We start from the raw sequence: 16,299 nt of genomic DNA, 5'->3' as shown, positions 1-16,299 counted from the left end.
GAGGAGCCCGATGACCATCCCGATCCCTGCCGAGGACCCTCGGCACGTGCCCAACCGCGCGGTGATCGACCCGTCGGCGATCACCGAGAACACCCGCGCCATGGGCACCCTGCTGGAGGAGCACACCGCGCTGATGGCCGTGGTCAAGGCAGACGGCTACGGGCACGGCATGCTCACCGCCGCCCGCGCCGCGATCGAGGGCGGCGCCACCTGGCTCGGCGTCGCCCATCCCGCGAGCGCGCTGGCGCTCGCCCGGGCCGGCTTCGACGCGCAGATCCTCACCTGGCTGTTCGAACCGCACACCGCGAAGATCGTGCTGCCGGAGGTGCTGTCCTCCGGGGTGGACGTCTCCGTCGGCTCCCCGGAGATGCTCGCCCTGGTCAGCGAGGCCGCCCGCGAGGCGGACCGTCGCGCCCGCGTGCACCTGAAGATCGACACCGGCATGGGCCGCAACGGTGTGCTGCCCTGGCAGATCCGCGAGCTCGGCGCCGCCATGCGGGAGGACGACTTCATCCAGGTCGCCGGGGCCTGGACCCACTTGACCACGGCCGATGATCCATCGGCCCCCGCCACGGACCAGCAGGCGGAGCTGTTCGACTCGGCCTGCGCGGCGCTGGAGGAGGAGGTCGGGCCGATCCCGCTTCAGCACCTCGCGAACTCCGCCGCGACCCTCACCCGCCCCGATCTCCACCGCGACCTGGTGCGCGTGGGGATCGCGCTGTACGGCTACCCGCCCGTCCCGACCCCCGTGCCGCTGCGCCCGGCGATGACCCTCACCAGCCGCCTCGCCCTGGTCAAGGACGTGGGGGAGGGGCACAGCATCGGCTACGGCCGGATCCGCAGCACCGACCGCCCCACCCGGCTCGGTCTGGTGCCGATCGGATACGCCGACGGACTCCACCGGGTGGGCAGCGACCAGGTCACCCTGGTGGTCCGCACCGACTCCGGTGACCGCCGCGCCCCGCAGGTGGGGCGCATCAGCATGGATCAGATCGTCATCGACCTGGGCCCGGACTCCGATGCCCGCGCCGGGGACCGGGTGTTCGTCTTCGGTGATGCCGGGGGAGCGCCCAACGAGCCCAGCGCTCCGACGGCCGATGACTGGGCGGCGGCCGCGGACACCATCCCCTACGAGATCCTCACGTCCGTCTCCGGACGGGTCAGCCGCGAGGTCCGCTCATGAGCGGCCTGCCGGTGCGCACCCGCGACGCCGAGGGCACGCGCACCGTCGCCCGGGCGCTCGCCGGTGTGCTCCGCGCCGGGGACCTGCTGGTGCTCGATGGCCCCCTCGGCGCCGGCAAGACCACCTTCACCCAGGGACTCGGGGCAGGGCTCGGGGTGCGCGGCCCGATCGCCTCCCCGACCTTCGTCATCGAGCGAGTCCACCCGAACCTCGGCGAGGGTCCGGACCTCGTGCACGTCGACGCCTACCGTCTCGGCGGCGAGGGCGAGATCGACGACCTCGACCTCGAGGCCGATCTGGACCTCGCCGTCACCGTCGTGGAGTGGGGACGCGACCGGGTCGAGCACCTGGCCGAGTCCGTGCTGCTGGTGGTGCTGGACCGTCCCGACCGGGTCGAGGACCCCGAGGACCCCGGTGAGCCGCGCACCCTGCACCTGATCCCGAGCGGCCCCCGCTGGGACGAGGCCGCGATCGACCACCTCGAGACAGCGCTCGCCGCCGTCACCGGCCCGGACGGCGCGGTCACCGGCCCGGCGCCCACCCGTGAGGAACCACCTGCTGAGGAGAGCCGCTGATGCTGCTGGGAATCGACACCTCCGGAGCCGTCAGCGTCGCGGTCGCCCGCGGAGCGCTGACCGGGCCCGTCCCCGAGATCCTGGAGGTCCGCTCCGATGAGCGCTCCCGGCACCACGACGAGGTGCTGCTCACGCTGATCGACGAGACGCTGCAGGCCGCGGGCGTGCAGCGCAGCGAGCTCACCGGAGTCGTGGTCGGCCGAGGTCCCGGACCGTTCACCGGGCTGCGGGTGGGACTGGTCTCCGCCCGGTCGATCGCCGCCGTCCTCGATGTGCCCCTGCACGGACTGAGCTCGCTGGACGCCCTCGCCCACCAGGCGCTCGCCACGGCCGGACCCGTCACCGCACGAGCCGTCACCGTCGGCGTCGCCCTCGATGCCCGTCGCCGGGAGGTCTACCACGCCCGCTACCGGCGCGAGACGGGCGGTGAGGTCACGCGGATCTCGGAGCCCGCTGTGGACGCACCCGCCGAGGTCGCCGCCGAGCTGACCGCCTGCGACCTGCTCGTCGGCTCGGGCACCGGGATCTATCCCGAGCTGCTGCCCGCGACCGCGGACCTGGTCCACGTCGACGCGGGCCACCTGCTGCTCGCCGCGGCCGCTCTGAACGCCCGCGGGGAGGATCTCTCCAGCACCGAGCCGATGTATCTGCGCGAGCCCGACGCCGCCAAGCCCACTGCGCGCAAGAGCGCCCTGGGACGCTGAGATGGGCGGCCCCGCAGAGCCCGGCGGCCCCGCAACGCCCGGCGGCGCCTCGGAGCCCGCAGGCCCCGGAGAGACCGCCTGCCCGTCGGAGCCCGAGGGGTCGTCGGCCGCGGCGCCCGGGCGCTGGGGGCTGCGCCCGGCGACCCTCGAGGACGTCGAGGAGATCGCCTTCGCCGAGCTCGAGCTGTTCCCCGACGAGGCCTGGAACGTGTTCCAGCTCGCGGCGGAGATCGAGCACCCCGATCGCCGCTACGTGGTCGCCGTCCAGCGCGAGGGGGCGGGCGGCGCACTGCTCGGATACGCCGGGATCATGCTCGCCGGGGACGTCGCCGACCTGCACACCATCGGCACCCGTCGCGAGGGTGCTGGCATCGGCCGGGCACTGCTCGCCTGGTGCGAGGACCGCGCGCGCGACGGGGGAGCGGAGCGCCTGCTGCTCGAGGTGCGGGAGGACAACGCCAGGGCGCGCGCCTTCTACACGACCGCCGGGTACCGGGAGATCGATCGCCGCCGCGGCTATTACCGGATCCGCGGCCGACGCATCGACGCGCTGGTGATGCAGCGAGTGCTCCAGGAGGACGACGGACCGACGGCCTGACGGCGCGACCTGACGGCGCGGCGTTCCGCCGGTCGACGATGTGTGGCCGTCGAGCCGCGGGCGAAGGCCCCTCAGACGTGGTCGCGGACCTTCTGGAAGACGTCCGGATAGCGGGCGTCCAGGCGCACCGCGGCGATCCGCATCCCCACCAGGAACATCACGGCGCCGGCGACCAGCGCGAGCACCCCTGCGAGGGCGGTCAGTGCGAGGCTGCCCACGATCGCGCCCCAGACGCCCACGCCGATCGCGGGAAGCAGCGGCACGAAGATCCCCACCATCGCCACGGTCATCGCGATCATCGCGTTCGAGCTCGAGGCGGACTTGTCCTTCATCGGGTTGGTGCCCGGGGCGGAGCTCGGGTACGGCAGCAGCACGCTGACCACCATCGACAGGCCCCAGCCGCAGATCATCGCGCCCAGAGCGCCCATCACCGCCATCGGGATCAGCCAGGACATCCCGTACAGCAGCGGCAGGCCCACCATCGCCACGATCACGCCCGGCACCATGAGCAGCGCCTGGGCGGCGATGCGGCCCAGCAGGTTCGCCCGCGCCGGGAGACCGGTGACGATGTTGACCCAGCCCGACGGACCGTCGAAGCCGATCTCGTTCGCGGTGCTGATCCCGGTCATGCCGCACATGAAGATCGCCATCCCCATCATCATCCCGCGCGACTCCGGGAGCATCAGCCCCATCGCCGCGAAGAACACGATGATCACGGGGTAGATCCCCAGCGCCGCGAGATAGCGGGTGTCGCGCCGCCAGTAGCGCAGCGACTTGCCGATCACTGCCCCCAGCGGGCCGGGTCGCACGAACCGCGGCACCAGCGGCGAGACCTTCGCATCTCCCGAGGAGGTGTCGCCGGTCAGCGCGGAGGTGAGGGAGAGGTCGATCGAGCGGCGCCACCACCTCCACACCAGCGCGATGGTGGCGGTCCCGATCAGGACGCGCAGCACAGCGGTCAGCACCCGCCCTTCGGCGAGGTCCATCGGCACCGCGAACAGCGCCCCCACCGGGGTCCAGGCCAGAGCCTCGACGATGCGAGGCAGCCACTCGCGCAGCAGCGACATGTCGAGGTCGTCGATGCTCTGCGCCCCGAGCGAGAACGCATAGATCACCACGAAGATCAGCAGGAAGCCGAAGATCCCGCCGACCTCCCGACCGCTGCGGGAGGAGGCGCGGGCGGCCGAGTGCGCGAACCAGGCGCGCGGCAGCAGCAGGCACAGGCCGAAGGCGGCGAGGTTCGCGGGGATCAGAGCGAGTGCCCCGAGCACGATCCACAGTGCACCCTGACCGAACAGCACCAGCCACAGCAGCTCGAAACCGGTCGCGATCGCGATGGCGGCCAGGGTGAGCAGGCTCGGCAGGCTCAGCGCCGCTGCGGCGAACATGCCCGGCTGCAGCTCCTTCGCGCTGCGGGGGAACAGCGCGAAGGCGCGGGGGTCCAGGGTGTCGTCGAGCCCGAAGGCGAGCACCGGGATGAGGAACCAGGCCAGCACGGTCACCGCGCCGAGGCCGCGCACGATCAGCGGGAAGGTCGAGCCCTCCCCGGCCCACAGAGTGGTGCCCAGGAACAGGAACACCAGCCCCACCAGGCCGCCGAGGGCATACAGCACCCCGATGATGGTGCCGATCAGCTTGCCGATGTTCTTGCGGTAGGACCGCTTCCACAGCGTCCACTTCAGGCCCAGCTGCAGGCGCAGCAGCGCCTTGGGAGAGATCTCGCCGTGGCGGACGTCGCGCGCAGAGGCGGTCGCGGCCTGCTCGCTGCTCAGGACTCCAACCACGACAGGCTCCCCTCCGCGACGTCGGCGCCGCCGACCAGGTCGATGAAGGTCTGCACCAGGCTGCCGCCCTGACGGACCTCGTCCAGGGTGCCGTCGGCCCGCAGGGTGCCGTCGGCGATGATCGCGACGTGGCTGCACAGCCCCTCGACCAGCTCCATCACGTGGCTGGAGAGGACCACGGTGCCGCCGCCGTCCACATAGGCGGTGAGGATCTTGCGGATCACCTGGGCGGAGACGGGGTCGACAGCCTCCAGCGGCTCGTCCAGCACCAGCACCCGCGGGGCGTGCAGGAGCGCGCTCGCGAGCAGGATCTTCTTGGTCATGCCGGCGGAGTAGTCCACCACCAGCTTGCCGTCCTCACCGGCCAGGTCCAGGGCCGCGAGCAGGGACCCCATGCGCTCCTCGACCATGGCGGGCTCCATGCCGCGCACCAGGCCGACATAGGTGAGCAGCTCGCGCCCGGTGAGGCGGTCGAAGGTCCGCAGACCGTCCGCGAGCACGCCGAGGCGGGCCTTGGCCTGCTGCGGAGCGACCCACATGTCGTGACCGAGCACGTGGGCGGTGCCGCCGTCGGGGCGCAGCAGCCCGGTCGCCATCGACGGGGTGGTGGTCTTGCCGGCGCCGTTGGGGCCGACGATCCCGTAGAAGGAGCCGCGCGGGACGTCCAGGGAGATCCCGTGGACCACTTCTGTCTTGTCGAAGGACTTGCGCAGCCCACGGATCGATAGGGCGGTGTGCTCGGGGGTCGCGGCGTCGGCGGAGACCGGTGCGGCGGCGGGGTCGACGTGGGCGGCGCCTGCAGCGGCGGGGCTGGTGGCGGGTGCAGCGCCCGAGCCGGCTGCTGCTGCGGAGCCGCCAGCGGGGACATCAGGGGCGGGGGAGGAGGCGGAGCTCGTGAGATCCGGGGAGGGACGCGGGTCGACGCTGTGCATGGGATCACGGTAGTGCGCGAGCAGTCGGTCCAGGGCCCTCCACTCGGTGGGACGGGGGCCGACCTTCGTCGGCCCCGACCGCCGGCATGCGGTTCCACCAGCATCACGCGACTAGGATGCGCGTGAGCCGCACCCGGCTCACGGAAGGAGCCCCATGTCCCAGCTGCGTCCCACTCCTCGGGCACAGAGCCTCGCGCCCGAGGTGGAGGAGATCCCGATCGGTGTGCGCCGGGCGGCATCGTGGTCCTGGCGTCTGATCATCGTCGTGGCAGCCGCGGCACTGGTCCTGTGGGGCCTGATGCAGATCACCACCATCGTCATCCCGGTGGTGATCGCGATCCTGATCGCCGCGCTGCTGACCCCGGTGGTCAAGGTGCTGACGCGCTACACCTTCCTGGGCCGAGGAGCGGCGAGCGGCGTCGCACTGCTGGGCCTGCTGCTGGTCATCGCCGGGATGTTCACCCTGGCGGGCAGGCAGCTGGTCGCGCAGTTCGCGGACATCCAGGAGAAGGCCGTCACCGGGTTCCAGGGCCTGGTGGGGTGGGCGACCTCGACCTTCCAGATCGACGACCCGATGATCAACTCGGCCATCGACGAGGGACTCACCCAGCTCCAGCAGTACTCCGGCGAGCTGGTCAGCGGCGCGTTGAGCACCGCGGCGGTGCTCGGCAACGTCGCCACTGGCATCCTGGTGGCCCTGTTCACCCTGTTCTTCCTGCTCTCGGGCGGGGCCGGGATCTGGCGCTGGGTGGTGGGCCTGCTGCCGCCGGCGGCGAGGGTGCCCACCCATGAGGCGTTCCGCCGCGGGTGGAAGGCGCTGTCGGCCTACATGCGCACCCAGATCCTGGTGGCCGCCGTGGACGCGACGGGCATCGCGATCGGCATGATGGCGCTGGGCCTCGGCTCCTACGCGGTGCCGATCTGGCTGCTCGTGTTCCTGTTCTCCTTCGTCCCGCTGGTCGGTGCGATCGCCTCGGGTGCGATCGCCGTGCTGCTGGTGCTGGTGCTGAACAACTGGATCGGAGCACTGATCATGCTCGCGATCGTGCTGGCCGTGCAGCAGATCGAGGGCAATGTGCTCCAGCCGTTCCTGATGGGCAAGGCCGTCGAGCTGCACCCGCTGGCGGTGTTCCTCGGCGTCGCCACCGGTGCGATGGTCGCCGGGATCGCGGGTGCGCTGTTCGCCATCCCGGTGCTGGCCTTCGTCAACGCGACGCTGCTGTACGTGGTGGGTCGTGATCCGAGCCCTGAGCTGGGCAACGACCGGACGAGTGCCGAGCACTTCGCGGCGCTGACCCGTCCTCGACCGGAGCCCGTGCAGGACGGTTCCGGGGCGCGGACGCAGGAGACGGCAGGAAAGCGCTCCGGGCTGCAGTCGACGGCCGCCGTCGGCGGGGGGACGGCCGTCGCGGTCGCCCCGGCCGCGGCCGAGGAGCCCGCTGCCGAACCTGCTGCGCCCCGCACCGACGGCGACGACGCTCCCCGTGAGGAGGGCGCCGCGCACGAGGGCGACGCTTCCCGTGAGGAGGGCGCCGCGCGCGAGGGCGACGCCTGAGTCGCGTCGCGACCCGCATCGAGAAGGGCCCCACCCCGGCGGCAGCCAGGGTGGGGCCCTTCTCATCGTGCGATGTCGTGCGAAGTGCCCATGGTGGGCGGGACCCTGCGCGAGGGTCGAGGGGTCAGGCCTTGTAGGGCGTGGCCTTGAGGATCTCGATCGGGAACGACTTCCCGTTCGGAGCCGTGTAGTCGACCGTGTCGCCCACCTTCGAGCCGTGGATCGAGCTGCCCAGCGGCGACTCCGAGGAGTACACCTCGAGGGAGTCGTCGCCGTCGGCGATCTCGCGGTTGCCCAGCAGGAAGGTGCGCTCCTTGCCGGCCATCGTGATCTCCACGACCATGCCCGGCTCGACGACGCCGTCGTCCTTCGGAGCCTCGCCGACCACGGCATTTTTGAGCAGCCGCTGGAGGTCCGAGATGCGAGCCTCCATCTTGCCCTGCTCCTCACGGGCGGCGTGATATCCGCCGTTCTCCTTGAGGTCGCCTTCGTCGCGAGCCGCGGCGATGCGCTCGGAGATCTCGGTGCGTCCGGGGCCCTCGAGCTCCGCGAGCTCCTTGGCCAGGCGGTCGTATGCGTCCTGGGTGAGCCAGGCGCCATTCGGCTGGCTGCTCATGGGTTCACTCCTGTCGTCCTCAGTTGTGCGCAGGGGAGCACAGGGCTCCGATACGCAAATCACGGGGCACATGTCCTCATGCGCCCCGTGTGCGGGTGATGATGACCGGCGTGTCGCCGGTTCCGCAGTACCTTACACGGCGCAGAACCCTTTCCCGGGTATTCAGGACTTGATTTCGCCTACCGAGTAATCGGTGCCGCGTCCGTACAGAGGGGCTGGTGGAGGCGCTGCGAGGGCGATCCCCGGTGGACCGGCGGCGAGGGCCGGCGGTGACGGTCGGAGGCGGGGCAGGGGATGGGGGCAGGGGTGAGGCTCAGAGCACGGAGCAGCTGACGACCTCCGCCGAGACCGCCTCGCCCTGGGTGGAGATCTCGACGTGATGCGCGCTGATGCGGGACTCCTGCGCCGGGATGTCGACGTCGACGAAGCCCACCTGGGCCCGCCCCGCGTTCAGCGCCTGCACCTGGCAGACCGCCTCGGAGCCGGGATCCATCGTCACCGAGAAGTCGACGGCGATCACGTCCTCCGCGACGTGGTCGTAGGAGAGCATCTCCGCGCGCACGGGAGTGTCTGCGCTCTGGAGGCCGACGTACGCCACCACCGCGAGGAACACCACCGCGGCCAGGGCGAGGAGAGTCCGCGCCGTCCGACGCCCGACCATCGGTCCCCCGTAGCGGTCCGCGCGTCGATCCGTGGCAGCGTTCATGCGCCCAGTCTCCCAGACCTGGGCCGGGAGCTTCCCCTGAGAGTGGGGCCACGTCACGAGGCTCCGATCACGTCGGCGCTCCGCGCGGTGCCCAGGCGGGGTCTCGGCGCTCCGTCGACCTTCTCGGGGGTGTCCTCACGGATCTCTCAGGGGCGGGCGCGAGCAGGTGGCGTAGGATCGTTCGGTGGTGCGCCGTGGTCGGTCCTGTACGCGACGGGCGCGCCGATCCCGGCAGGTCCCGACCGGTCTCGACCGCTCTGGACCGTTCCCGACAGGCCCGATCGGCCCAGAGGGAGCCAGCCCTTCTCCCGTCGTCTCCGAGGAGTCCCGTGACCGTCCAGCTGCCCACCCCCGATGAACCCCTGCGGATGGTGGCCGTCCATGCGCACCCGGATGACGAATCGTCCAAGGGTGCCGGGTCGACCGCACGCTATGCGCGGGAGGGCGTCCAGGTCACGGTCATCACCTGCACCGGCGGTGAGCGCGGGGACGTGCTGAACCCGCGGCTGCGCGATGACCCGAGCGTGACGCGCGAGGCGCTGCCCTCGATCCGTCGGCAGGAGATGGCTCGTGCCCAGGAGATCCTGGGCGTGGATCACGAATGGCTCGGCTTCGTCGACTCGGGCCTGCCCGAGGGCGACCCGCTGCCCCCGCTGCCGGCCGGCAGCTTCGCGACCCTCCCGATCGAGGAGGCCGCCCGACCGCTCGTCGAAGCGGTCCGTCGCCTGCGCCCGCACGTGATGACCACGTACGACGAGAACGGCGGGTACCCCCATCCGGACCACATCCAGACCAACCGGGTGAGCCTGGCGGCCTTCGACCTCGCCGCCGATCCCGACTTCGCTCCCGAGCTCGGTGAGCCGTGGGCGGTCGCGAAGCTGTACTACATCAACGGCTTCCACCGTCAGCGATTCTCGGCGGTCAGCCGACATCTGCGGGAGGAGGGCACGCCGAACGAGATGCTCGACCAGATGCTCCAGCACTACGACGAGAGCCGGGACCGGGTGCTCACCACACGCATCGACGTCCGCGAGTTCCTCCAGATCCGAGACGATGCGCTGCGCGCGCACGCCACTCAGGTCGATCCCGAGGGTCCCTTCTTCCGCATCTCCCATGAGGCCGAGATCGCGGCCTGGGGCACCGAGGACTACGAGCTGCACATCTCCCGCATCGGGGTGAAGCTCCCCGAGGACGACCTGTTCGCGGGCCTGCGCCAGCAGCCCGTCGAGGCCCGCCCATGAGCGGTGGCGGGCTCGTGCTCTCCGCCGGGGCTCTGCTGGCCGCCCCGAGCCCCTCGGACGGCCAGGAGTTCAACTCCGTCACCGTCTCCCCGGGCCTGCCCGGGTTCTTCGCGATGTTCGTGCTCGCCGTGCTGGTGGTGCTGCTGGCGGTCGACATGACGCGCCGCACCCGCCGGGTCCAGGCCCAGGAGCGCGTCCAGCAGCGGATCGAGGCCGAGGAGCGCGCAGAGCATGACCGCGGGGAGCAGGTGCGTGACCCTGGGGTGCAGGACGAGCGGCAGCCTGTCGAGCAGGAGCAGGCCGACGGCGGGGGATCCGACCCCTCGAGCGAGCCGGGTGACGCGGAGGCCGACGGCCCGAGCACCCCGCCGACCGACGACGCCCGCTGACAGAGGGGCGGTGCCCGCCGGGTCCCGCCGGGCTCCGGGGAGGCGTCAGAGCACTGCGACGGCGACCGCGGCGAAGTGGCAGCCGAAGCCGATCAGCGTGCCCGCGTGGAAGATCTCGTGGAAGCCGAACCATGCCGGTGAGGGATTCGGCCGCTTCAGCGCGTACATGACAGCGCCCGCCGTGTATGCGAGGCCACCGATGATCAGCAGCCAGACCACGGCCCACCCGCCACCGGCCTGCATCTCGGGCATGTAGAAGACCGCCACCCAGCCCAGCGCGATGTACGCGGGCACGTAGATCCAGCGCGGGGCACCGGTCCAGAACAGGCGGAAGCACACTCCGATCAGCGCCCCGCCCCAGGCGATCGCGAGCAGGGTGGCGGCCTGGCGCGTCTCCAGCAGCGTGATGGCGAGCGGGGTGTAGGTGCCGGCGATGATCAGGAAGATGTTCGAGTGATCGAAGCGGCGCAGCATGATCGCGCGCCGTGGGGTCCAGGTGCCCCGGTGGTAGACGGCGCTGACCCCGAAGAGCAGCCCGGCGGTGAGCACGAACACCGCGCAGGCCAGCCGGACCGGGAGGGTCTCTCCGACGGCGACCAGCAGCAGCCCCACCACCAGGGAGGTGGGGAAGGCGATCAGGTGCAGCACGCCGCGCAGACGCGGCTTGGGCAGCTCGAGCCCGAGCTGCAGCGCCCGTCGGGCCATCGTGCGGGTGAGGGTGCGCGGGGCGAAGGGATGCGTCGCCGCAGTGGGCAGCTCCTCGTCGGCGGGCAGCATCTCGTCGGCCAGCAGCGCCCCGTCGGCGGACCGCGTCTGGTCGGCCGGCAGCTCGGTGCCGCCGCTGTCGGCGACGGCCTCGGCGTCCTCGCGCGCAGAGCTGTCCTGGTGCATCGGTGCGGCGCCGTGGCGCGAGGCATCATCAGGCCGGTGCGCGGCGGAGGGGCGCTCGCCGTCCCGTCGGGGTCCGTTGTCCATGGGGCAACCGTAACCTACGGATGCGTAGCTTTGCGGTGAGCGGCCTGTGACCATCCGGTGTCGATTTGCGCCGATCGTCCGGCCCGGGTGAGGGCGTCATCGATAATGGATCGTGCGCGTCCGCGAGGTCTGCGGCGCACCAGTGCCCGAACGGCGGGCGTCGGGGGCGGAGTCGCGGTGGGAACCGCCGTGACCGGCACGATCAGAGGGAGGCTGCGATGGACGACGACGGTCTCCTCTACCGCGTCTACGAGCGTCGGCTCGCCAAGGAGCTCGAGGCCTTCTCGCTCCCTCAGCATCTGGGCGTGATCGTGGACGGCAACCGACGCTGGGCGAAGGAAGCGGGCGAGAGCACCGAGCACGGGCATCGTGCCGGGGCCGCGAAGATCCTCGAGTTCCTCTCCTGGTGCGAAGGCCTGGACATCCCGCTGGTGACCGTGTGGATGCTCTCCACCGACAACCTGCGCCGCCCGCCGGAGGAGCTCACCGTCCTCTACGAGATCATCGGCACCACGATCGGTCAGTTCCTCGAGGCGGGCTTCTGCGTGCGGGTCACGGGCAATGCGGAGGCGCTGCCCGCGGAGATGCGTGCCGAGATCGCCCGCATGCAGGAGCGGGCCACGCCCGAGTCCCCCCTCACCGTCAACGTCGCCATCGGGTACGGCGGGCGCGAGGAGATCGTCGACGCCGTGCGGGAGCTGGTGCGCGACCTCTCCGCCCAGGGCAAGGATGCGGACGGCATCGCCGAGGCGATCAGCGTCGACTCCATCGCCGAGCACCTCTACACGCGCGGCCAGCCCGATCCCGACCTCATCATCCGCACCTCCGGCGAGCAGAGGCTCTCCGGCTTCCTGCTGTGGCAGTCCGTGCACTCCGAGTACTGGTTCTGCGAGACCTACTGGCCCGGCTTCCGCCGCATCGACCTGCTGCGGGCCCTGCGCGACTTCTGCCGACGCGAGCGCCGCTTCGGGGCCTGAGGGCGGAGAGGTCTCGGGGTCCGAGCGGTCGGGTCCCCGGGCCTGAGCGGGCGTCGTCGATCCGGTGATCCCGAGCCGGGAGCGATCTCCCGTCGGTCGGTCGAACACTCCCGGCGGCCTCCCCGACGAGCCCTGTGACCGGTGGCACACTGGAGTCATCGGGAGAGCCGCAGAACTCCCGATGACGATCGGGTGAACTCGTCCCCGCACCCTGCGGGACGCACCCGGCGGCTGGTGCCGACGCGGCTAGGGTCCAGGCATCCGCTCGATCTCGGGAGGCTCCCATGGAAGAGACCACCACTGCACGCGAGACGATGCCCGCCACCGACGGCACGGCATCGTTCGGCACCCGCTCCGGGACGGCGGTGATCGAGGCCGCGAACCCCGACGGCGCTCCCGTGGTGCCCTCGCTCCTCCCCGGCGCTGCGCAGCAGATGCTCGCCGAGGTGGAGACCGGTGTGATCACCTACGTGCTGGACACCTCGGTGCTGCTCTCGGACCCGTTGTCCCTGCACCGCTTCGCCGAGCACGACATCGTGCTGCCGATCGTGGTCATCACCGAGCTCGAGGCCAAGCGACACCACCCGGACCTGGGGTACTTCGCCCGCCAGGCCCTGCGGATCCTCGACGACCTGCGCGAACAGCACGGGAACCTGTCCAAGCCGCTGCCGATCGGCAAGGACGGCGGGCACGTGCACGTCGAGCTGAACCACATGAGCACCGCCTCCCTCCCGGACGGCTTCCGGCTCGGCGACAACGACACCCGGATCCTCGCCGTCGCGAAGAACCTCCAGCTCGAGGGCAAGAACGTGGTGCTGGTGTCCAAGGATCTGCCGATGCGGATCAAGGCCTCCGCCTCCGGCATCCACGCCGAGGAGTACCGGGCCGAGCTCGCCCGCGATCGCGGCTACACCGGCATGGTCACCACTGCGGTCGACGAACAGACGATGAGCGACCTCTACGACGGTCAGACCGTCCAGATCCCCGAGATCGCCCACCACCCCGTGCACACCGGGCTCACGATCACCAGCCCGCGCGGCTCCGCGCTGGGGCGCGTCACCCGTGGCAAGGAGGTGACGCTGGTCCAGGGCGATCAGACCGTCTTCGGCGTCGCAGGCCGTTCCGCCGAGCAGCGGGTGGCGATCGATCTGCTGCAGGACGAGTCCATCGGGATCGTCTCCCTCGGCGGGCGCGCCGGCACCGGAAAGAGCGCTCTGGCTCTGTGCGCGGGCCTCGAGGCGGTGCTCGAGCGTCGCACCCAGCGCAAGATCATGGTGTTCCGGCCCCTGTTCGCCGTGGGCGGCCAGGAGCTCGGCTACCTCCCCGGCGACCAGGGCGAGAAGATGGGGCCCTGGGGCCAGGCCGTCTTCGACACGCTGGGCTCGATGGTCTCCCAGAACGTGATCGACGAGGTCGCCTCCCGCGGCATGCTCGAGGTGCTGCCGCTGACCCACATCCGCGGCCGCTCCCTGCATGACGCCTTCGTGATCGTCGACGAGGCGCAGTCGCTCGAGCGCAACGTGCTGCTGACGATGCTCTCGCGGATCGGACAGAACTCCCGAGTGGTGCTCACCCACGACGTCGCCCAGCGCGACAACCTTCGCATCGGCCGCTATGACGGGATCGCCTCCGTGGTGGAAGCGCTCAAGGAGAAGGAGCTGTTCGCCCACGTCACCCTGCAGCGCTCCGAGCGTTCGAAGGTCGCCGAGCTGGTCACCCACGTGCTGGACGAGCCGATCCCCTGATCCGCCGGGCGCGTCGGGGAGCGGGTGCTGGTGCTGGTGCTGGCGGGGCCAGGGCCGACCCGGCGGGCGGAGCCCGGGGCCGGCGCGGTGGGGCGCTGGTGCGGTGCGGTGCTGTGCGGGCCGGGGTGGGGTGGGGGCAGACCCGGGTCGGGGTTGCTCAGGCATCCAGTGGCGCTGTGCCAGCATGCGGGAGCCGTATACGGGGTCGTGTGCTGGCTGAGCGCCACTGGGTGCAGCAGGCCGCGCTCGGTCTGCCCCCACCATCGTTCCTCCACAGCGCTCGGCGGTCCACAGGATCAGGGCCGCACCGACCCTGCGACGGCAGCCGTGGTTGCCTCACCGGTATGGAGATCCAGGGGGTTCGGCACCGGTCACGTCTGCGCGCGGACGGGGTGTCCCAGGCCGCGGTACGCCGCCGACTGAAGAACGGCTCGATGAGCAGCGAGCAGCCGTGGTATCTCACGACGGCAGCCCCGCCGGGGATCGTGCAGATGCTCCTGTTCGGCGTGCGGCCCACCTGCCTGGACGGCGCGTCGCTGCATGGAGTGTGGACGCCGCCGCACACCGGCGCCCACGTCTTCCGGCCGCGGGTGCTGCGCGTCGATGCGGAGCTGGAGGACGCCCGCACCCACCCCGTCCGGCGCAAAGCCGGAGAGGTCATCACGCTGTCGGAGGAGGCGGAGCTCGTCCTGCACGCTCCCGCGCTGCGCGCCTGGCCCGGCCATGACCCGGTCCCCGATCTCGCCCTCGTCCTCACCCATGCCGCACATTGCCTGCCCGTGGAGAAGGCGGCCGTGCTCTTCGAATCCGGCCTCCAGCGGAGGCTGCTCACGCGACGGGGTGCGGAGCAGATCCTCGCCTCGCTCCCGCAGCGGATCCGTCGTCCGCTCTCCCGGATCCGCGCGGACGCGGAGTCCGGGACGGAGACCATCGTGCGGTGGTGGATGGAGTCCCGGCACTTCCCCGTGCGCCCGCAGGTCCTGTTCCCTGACCGCAGACGCCGGATGGATCTGCTGGTGGGCAGGAGCTGGGTGATCGAATGCGACAGCCGCGAGTTTCACGACGATCCGCTCAGCTACGACGCGGACCGGGCGCGGGACCTCTACCTGGCATCGCGCGGGTACCGGGTCACGCGGCTGTCGTGGGAACAGGTTTTCCTGCGATGGAAGGAGACGCAGACAATGCTGCTCGCGATCCTCCGTCGCGGGGAGCATCTCGACCGGCCGCGTACGTGAGTGGCTCCGGGAGTGGTGGCAGTAGTCGCGGGACCGGTGGGGAGGTGGGCGGAAGGCGTCAACAGGGGAGTGGGTCATCCGGCCACGGCTCGCCGGAATCCAGCTCGGCTCGCCATTCGCCGAACAGGTCGCGAGCCTGCTGCTGTGCCCGCTCCTTCTCGTCCAGCAGACCCTCGAGCCGATCGATGCTCGAGTGGGCCGCACCGATTCGCGCCCTCACCGAACGGGTCGAGCTCTTGGCGGCGAGCAGGTCCCTGACCTGCTTGAGCCCGAATCCTAGACGCCGCAGAGTGGAGATCACCCGGAGCTGATCGAGCACGGCGGGGTCGTAGCGCCGCGCGACGCCGCCTGTGCGATCGGGGACGGGAAGGAGCTTCTCGCGTTCGTAGAAGCGCAGGGTATCCGGGCTCAGCCCGCTCAGGCGGGAGACCTCACCGATGGGCAATGACATAGAACGAGCACAGCACGAGGCAGCCCGCCACGATCGCCGCCCGCACCAGATGGTGGCTGAGGTGGAACTCGCCGGTGGTCGAGCCCCATAGCAGTGGAGCCGCGCAGATCAACACTCCGGACAGCGCCGCGAGGGCGAGAAGGGGCCCCGGAGGGCCGGGCTCGGTGACCCGGGCCGGGACGGCGGTCAGGCCCACGGCGCCGAGGCTCAGCAGCGCCGCCGCGATGTAGGCGAGCAGCGGCACGCCCAGCGCCGCCGCGTCCACCCCTGTGGACGGCGTTGCCTGGGCGAAGGCGACGAGGGCGAGCAGCTGGGGGAGGGCCAGGAGCAGGGAGGGGATGAGCAGCAGGATCCACATGGTCCGAGCCAAGACCATGGAGTGCACTCCAGGTCAAGCGCGAGGCACCGCTGCATCCGATGGCGCCGCGAGGCACCGCTGCATCCGATGGCGCTCAGCCAGCACTCGCCCCCGTATACGGCGACGCATGCTGGCTGAGCGCCAGTAGATGCATCCTCGCGGTGCGGTGCGGTGCGGTGCGGTGCGGCCTGGTCCGGTGCGCTCGTGTCGGGCCGTGCCCAGCCCGGCACTGGCCTTCCCGGCACGCGCGAGGGGCGACCCACCACGTGGTGGGT

17 protein-coding genes are annotated in these 16,299 nt (G+C 71.3%); 10 read left to right on the top strand and 7 right to left on the bottom strand.

What is annotated here, in order from left to right; all coding sequences use genetic code 11:
• Positions 1 to 10 precede the first annotated feature (10 nt).
• Genes alr through VF289_RS13715 form a run of 4 tightly spaced genes read left to right on the top strand, consistent with a single transcriptional unit; the run spans position 11 to position 3,060 of the window.
• Positions 11 to 1,183 carry an alanine racemase gene (gene alr / locus VF289_RS13730; RefSeq protein ID WP_330884463.1) on the top strand — a complete coding sequence of 391 codons (1,173 nt, stop codon included), beginning with the start codon at positions 11 to 13 and terminating at the stop codon, positions 1,181 to 1,183.
• A complete protein-coding gene (gene tsaE / locus VF289_RS13725; protein WP_330884462.1) occupies positions 1,180 to 1,758 on the top strand; it encodes a tRNA (adenosine(37)-N6)-threonylcarbamoyltransferase complex ATPase subunit type 1 TsaE in 579 nt (192 codons plus the stop codon). Before alr ends, tsaE begins: the two co-directional genes overlap by 4 nt.
• Positions 1,758 to 2,462, top strand: coding sequence for a tRNA (adenosine(37)-N6)-threonylcarbamoyltransferase complex dimerization subunit type 1 TsaB (tsaB, locus tag VF289_RS13720; protein WP_330884461.1), 705 nt, complete (start codon positions 1,758 to 1,760; stop codon positions 2,460 to 2,462). Before tsaE ends, tsaB begins: the two co-directional genes overlap by 1 nt.
• A gap of 1 nt (position 2,463) precedes the next feature.
• A complete protein-coding gene (locus VF289_RS13715) occupies positions 2,464 to 3,060 on the top strand; it encodes a GNAT family N-acetyltransferase (protein ID WP_330884460.1) in 597 nt (198 codons plus the stop codon).
• 71 nt (positions 3,061 to 3,131) lie between these two features.
• Here VF289_RS13715 and VF289_RS13710 read toward each other — a convergent pair whose 3' ends face one another.
• Positions 3,132 to 4,844 (bottom strand): hypothetical protein, encoded by a 1,713-nt coding sequence (locus VF289_RS13710; RefSeq protein ID WP_330884459.1) that lies wholly within the window; start codon positions 4,842 to 4,844, stop codon positions 3,132 to 3,134.
• Entirely contained in the window at positions 4,829 to 5,776 is a 948-nt protein-coding gene (locus tag VF289_RS13705; protein WP_330884458.1) for an ABC transporter ATP-binding protein, read from the bottom strand. Before VF289_RS13705 ends, VF289_RS13710 begins: the two co-directional genes overlap by 16 nt.
• A 154-nt stretch (positions 5,777 to 5,930) precedes the next feature.
• On the opposite strand from VF289_RS13705, the gene VF289_RS13700 reads away from it, so the two are divergent.
• Positions 5,931 to 7,331, top strand: a complete 1,401-nt coding sequence (locus VF289_RS13700) for an AI-2E family transporter (RefSeq protein ID WP_330884457.1) — start codon at positions 5,931 to 5,933, stop codon at positions 7,329 to 7,331.
• A 124-nt stretch (positions 7,332 to 7,455) separates the two neighbouring features.
• Here VF289_RS13700 and greA read toward each other — a convergent pair whose 3' ends face one another.
• Together greA and VF289_RS13690 are read right to left on the bottom strand one after the other, a co-directional pair.
• On the bottom strand, positions 7,456 to 7,947 hold the full coding sequence (greA, locus tag VF289_RS13695; RefSeq protein ID WP_330884456.1) for a transcription elongation factor GreA: 492 nt from the start codon (positions 7,945 to 7,947) through the stop codon (positions 7,456 to 7,458).
• Between the two features lie 313 nt (positions 7,948 to 8,260).
• Positions 8,261 to 8,653: a DUF4307 domain-containing protein gene (locus tag VF289_RS13690; RefSeq protein WP_330884455.1), complete on the bottom strand. Its 393-nt coding sequence runs from the start codon at positions 8,651 to 8,653 to the stop codon at positions 8,261 to 8,263.
• Positions 8,654 to 8,982: 329 nt separating this feature from the next.
• Between VF289_RS13690 and mca the strand changes: the two genes are divergently transcribed.
• Entirely contained in the window at positions 8,983 to 9,894 is a 912-nt protein-coding gene (mca, locus tag VF289_RS13685; protein ID WP_330884454.1) for a mycothiol conjugate amidase Mca, read from the top strand.
• Positions 9,891 to 10,283 (top strand): hypothetical protein, encoded by a 393-nt coding sequence (locus VF289_RS13680; RefSeq protein ID WP_330884453.1) that lies wholly within the window; start codon positions 9,891 to 9,893, stop codon positions 10,281 to 10,283. Before mca ends, VF289_RS13680 begins: the two co-directional genes overlap by 4 nt.
• 45 nt (positions 10,284 to 10,328) lie before the next feature.
• Here the strand turns inward: VF289_RS13680 and trhA are convergent, their stop codons facing one another.
• Entirely contained in the window at positions 10,329 to 11,258 is a 930-nt protein-coding gene (gene trhA / locus VF289_RS13675; protein WP_330884452.1) for a PAQR family membrane homeostasis protein TrhA, read from the bottom strand.
• Between the two features lie 218 nt (positions 11,259 to 11,476).
• Here trhA and uppS point away from each other — a divergent pair, with 218 nt between their 5' ends.
• From uppS to VF289_RS13660, 3 genes are all read left to right on the top strand, one after another.
• Complete coding sequence (gene uppS, locus VF289_RS13670; RefSeq protein WP_330884451.1) at positions 11,477 to 12,235, top strand: polyprenyl diphosphate synthase; 759 nt, start codon at positions 11,477 to 11,479, stop codon at positions 12,233 to 12,235.
• Positions 12,236 to 12,669: 434 nt separating this feature from the next.
• Positions 12,670 to 13,980, top strand: a complete 1,311-nt coding sequence (locus VF289_RS13665) for a PhoH family protein (RefSeq protein ID WP_330884488.1) — start codon at positions 12,670 to 12,672, stop codon at positions 13,978 to 13,980.
• Positions 13,981 to 14,414: 434 nt separating this feature from the next.
• On the top strand, positions 14,415 to 15,215 hold the full coding sequence (locus VF289_RS13660) for a hypothetical protein (protein ID WP_330884450.1): 801 nt from the start codon (positions 14,415 to 14,417) through the stop codon (positions 15,213 to 15,215).
• 58 nt (positions 15,216 to 15,273) lie between these two features.
• On the opposite strand, the gene VF289_RS13655 is transcribed toward VF289_RS13660, so the two are convergent.
• Both VF289_RS13655 and VF289_RS13650 read right to left on the bottom strand, forming a co-directional pair.
• Positions 15,274 to 15,666 (bottom strand): MerR family transcriptional regulator, encoded by a 393-nt coding sequence (locus tag VF289_RS13655; RefSeq protein ID WP_330884449.1) that lies wholly within the window; start codon positions 15,664 to 15,666, stop codon positions 15,274 to 15,276.
• Positions 15,647 to 16,024 (bottom strand): hypothetical protein, encoded by a 378-nt coding sequence (locus VF289_RS13650; RefSeq protein WP_330884448.1) that lies wholly within the window; start codon positions 16,022 to 16,024, stop codon positions 15,647 to 15,649. Before VF289_RS13650 ends, VF289_RS13655 begins: the two co-directional genes overlap by 20 nt.
• Positions 16,025 to 16,299 lie beyond the last annotated feature (275 nt).

This window comes from Brachybacterium sp., from assembly GCF_036379615.1.
Taxonomy (GTDB): Bacteria; Actinomycetota; Actinomycetes; order Actinomycetales; family Dermabacteraceae; genus Brachybacterium.
Note: the sequence above shows the minus strand (reverse complement) of the source record. Positions and strands in the feature narration are given on the sequence as shown.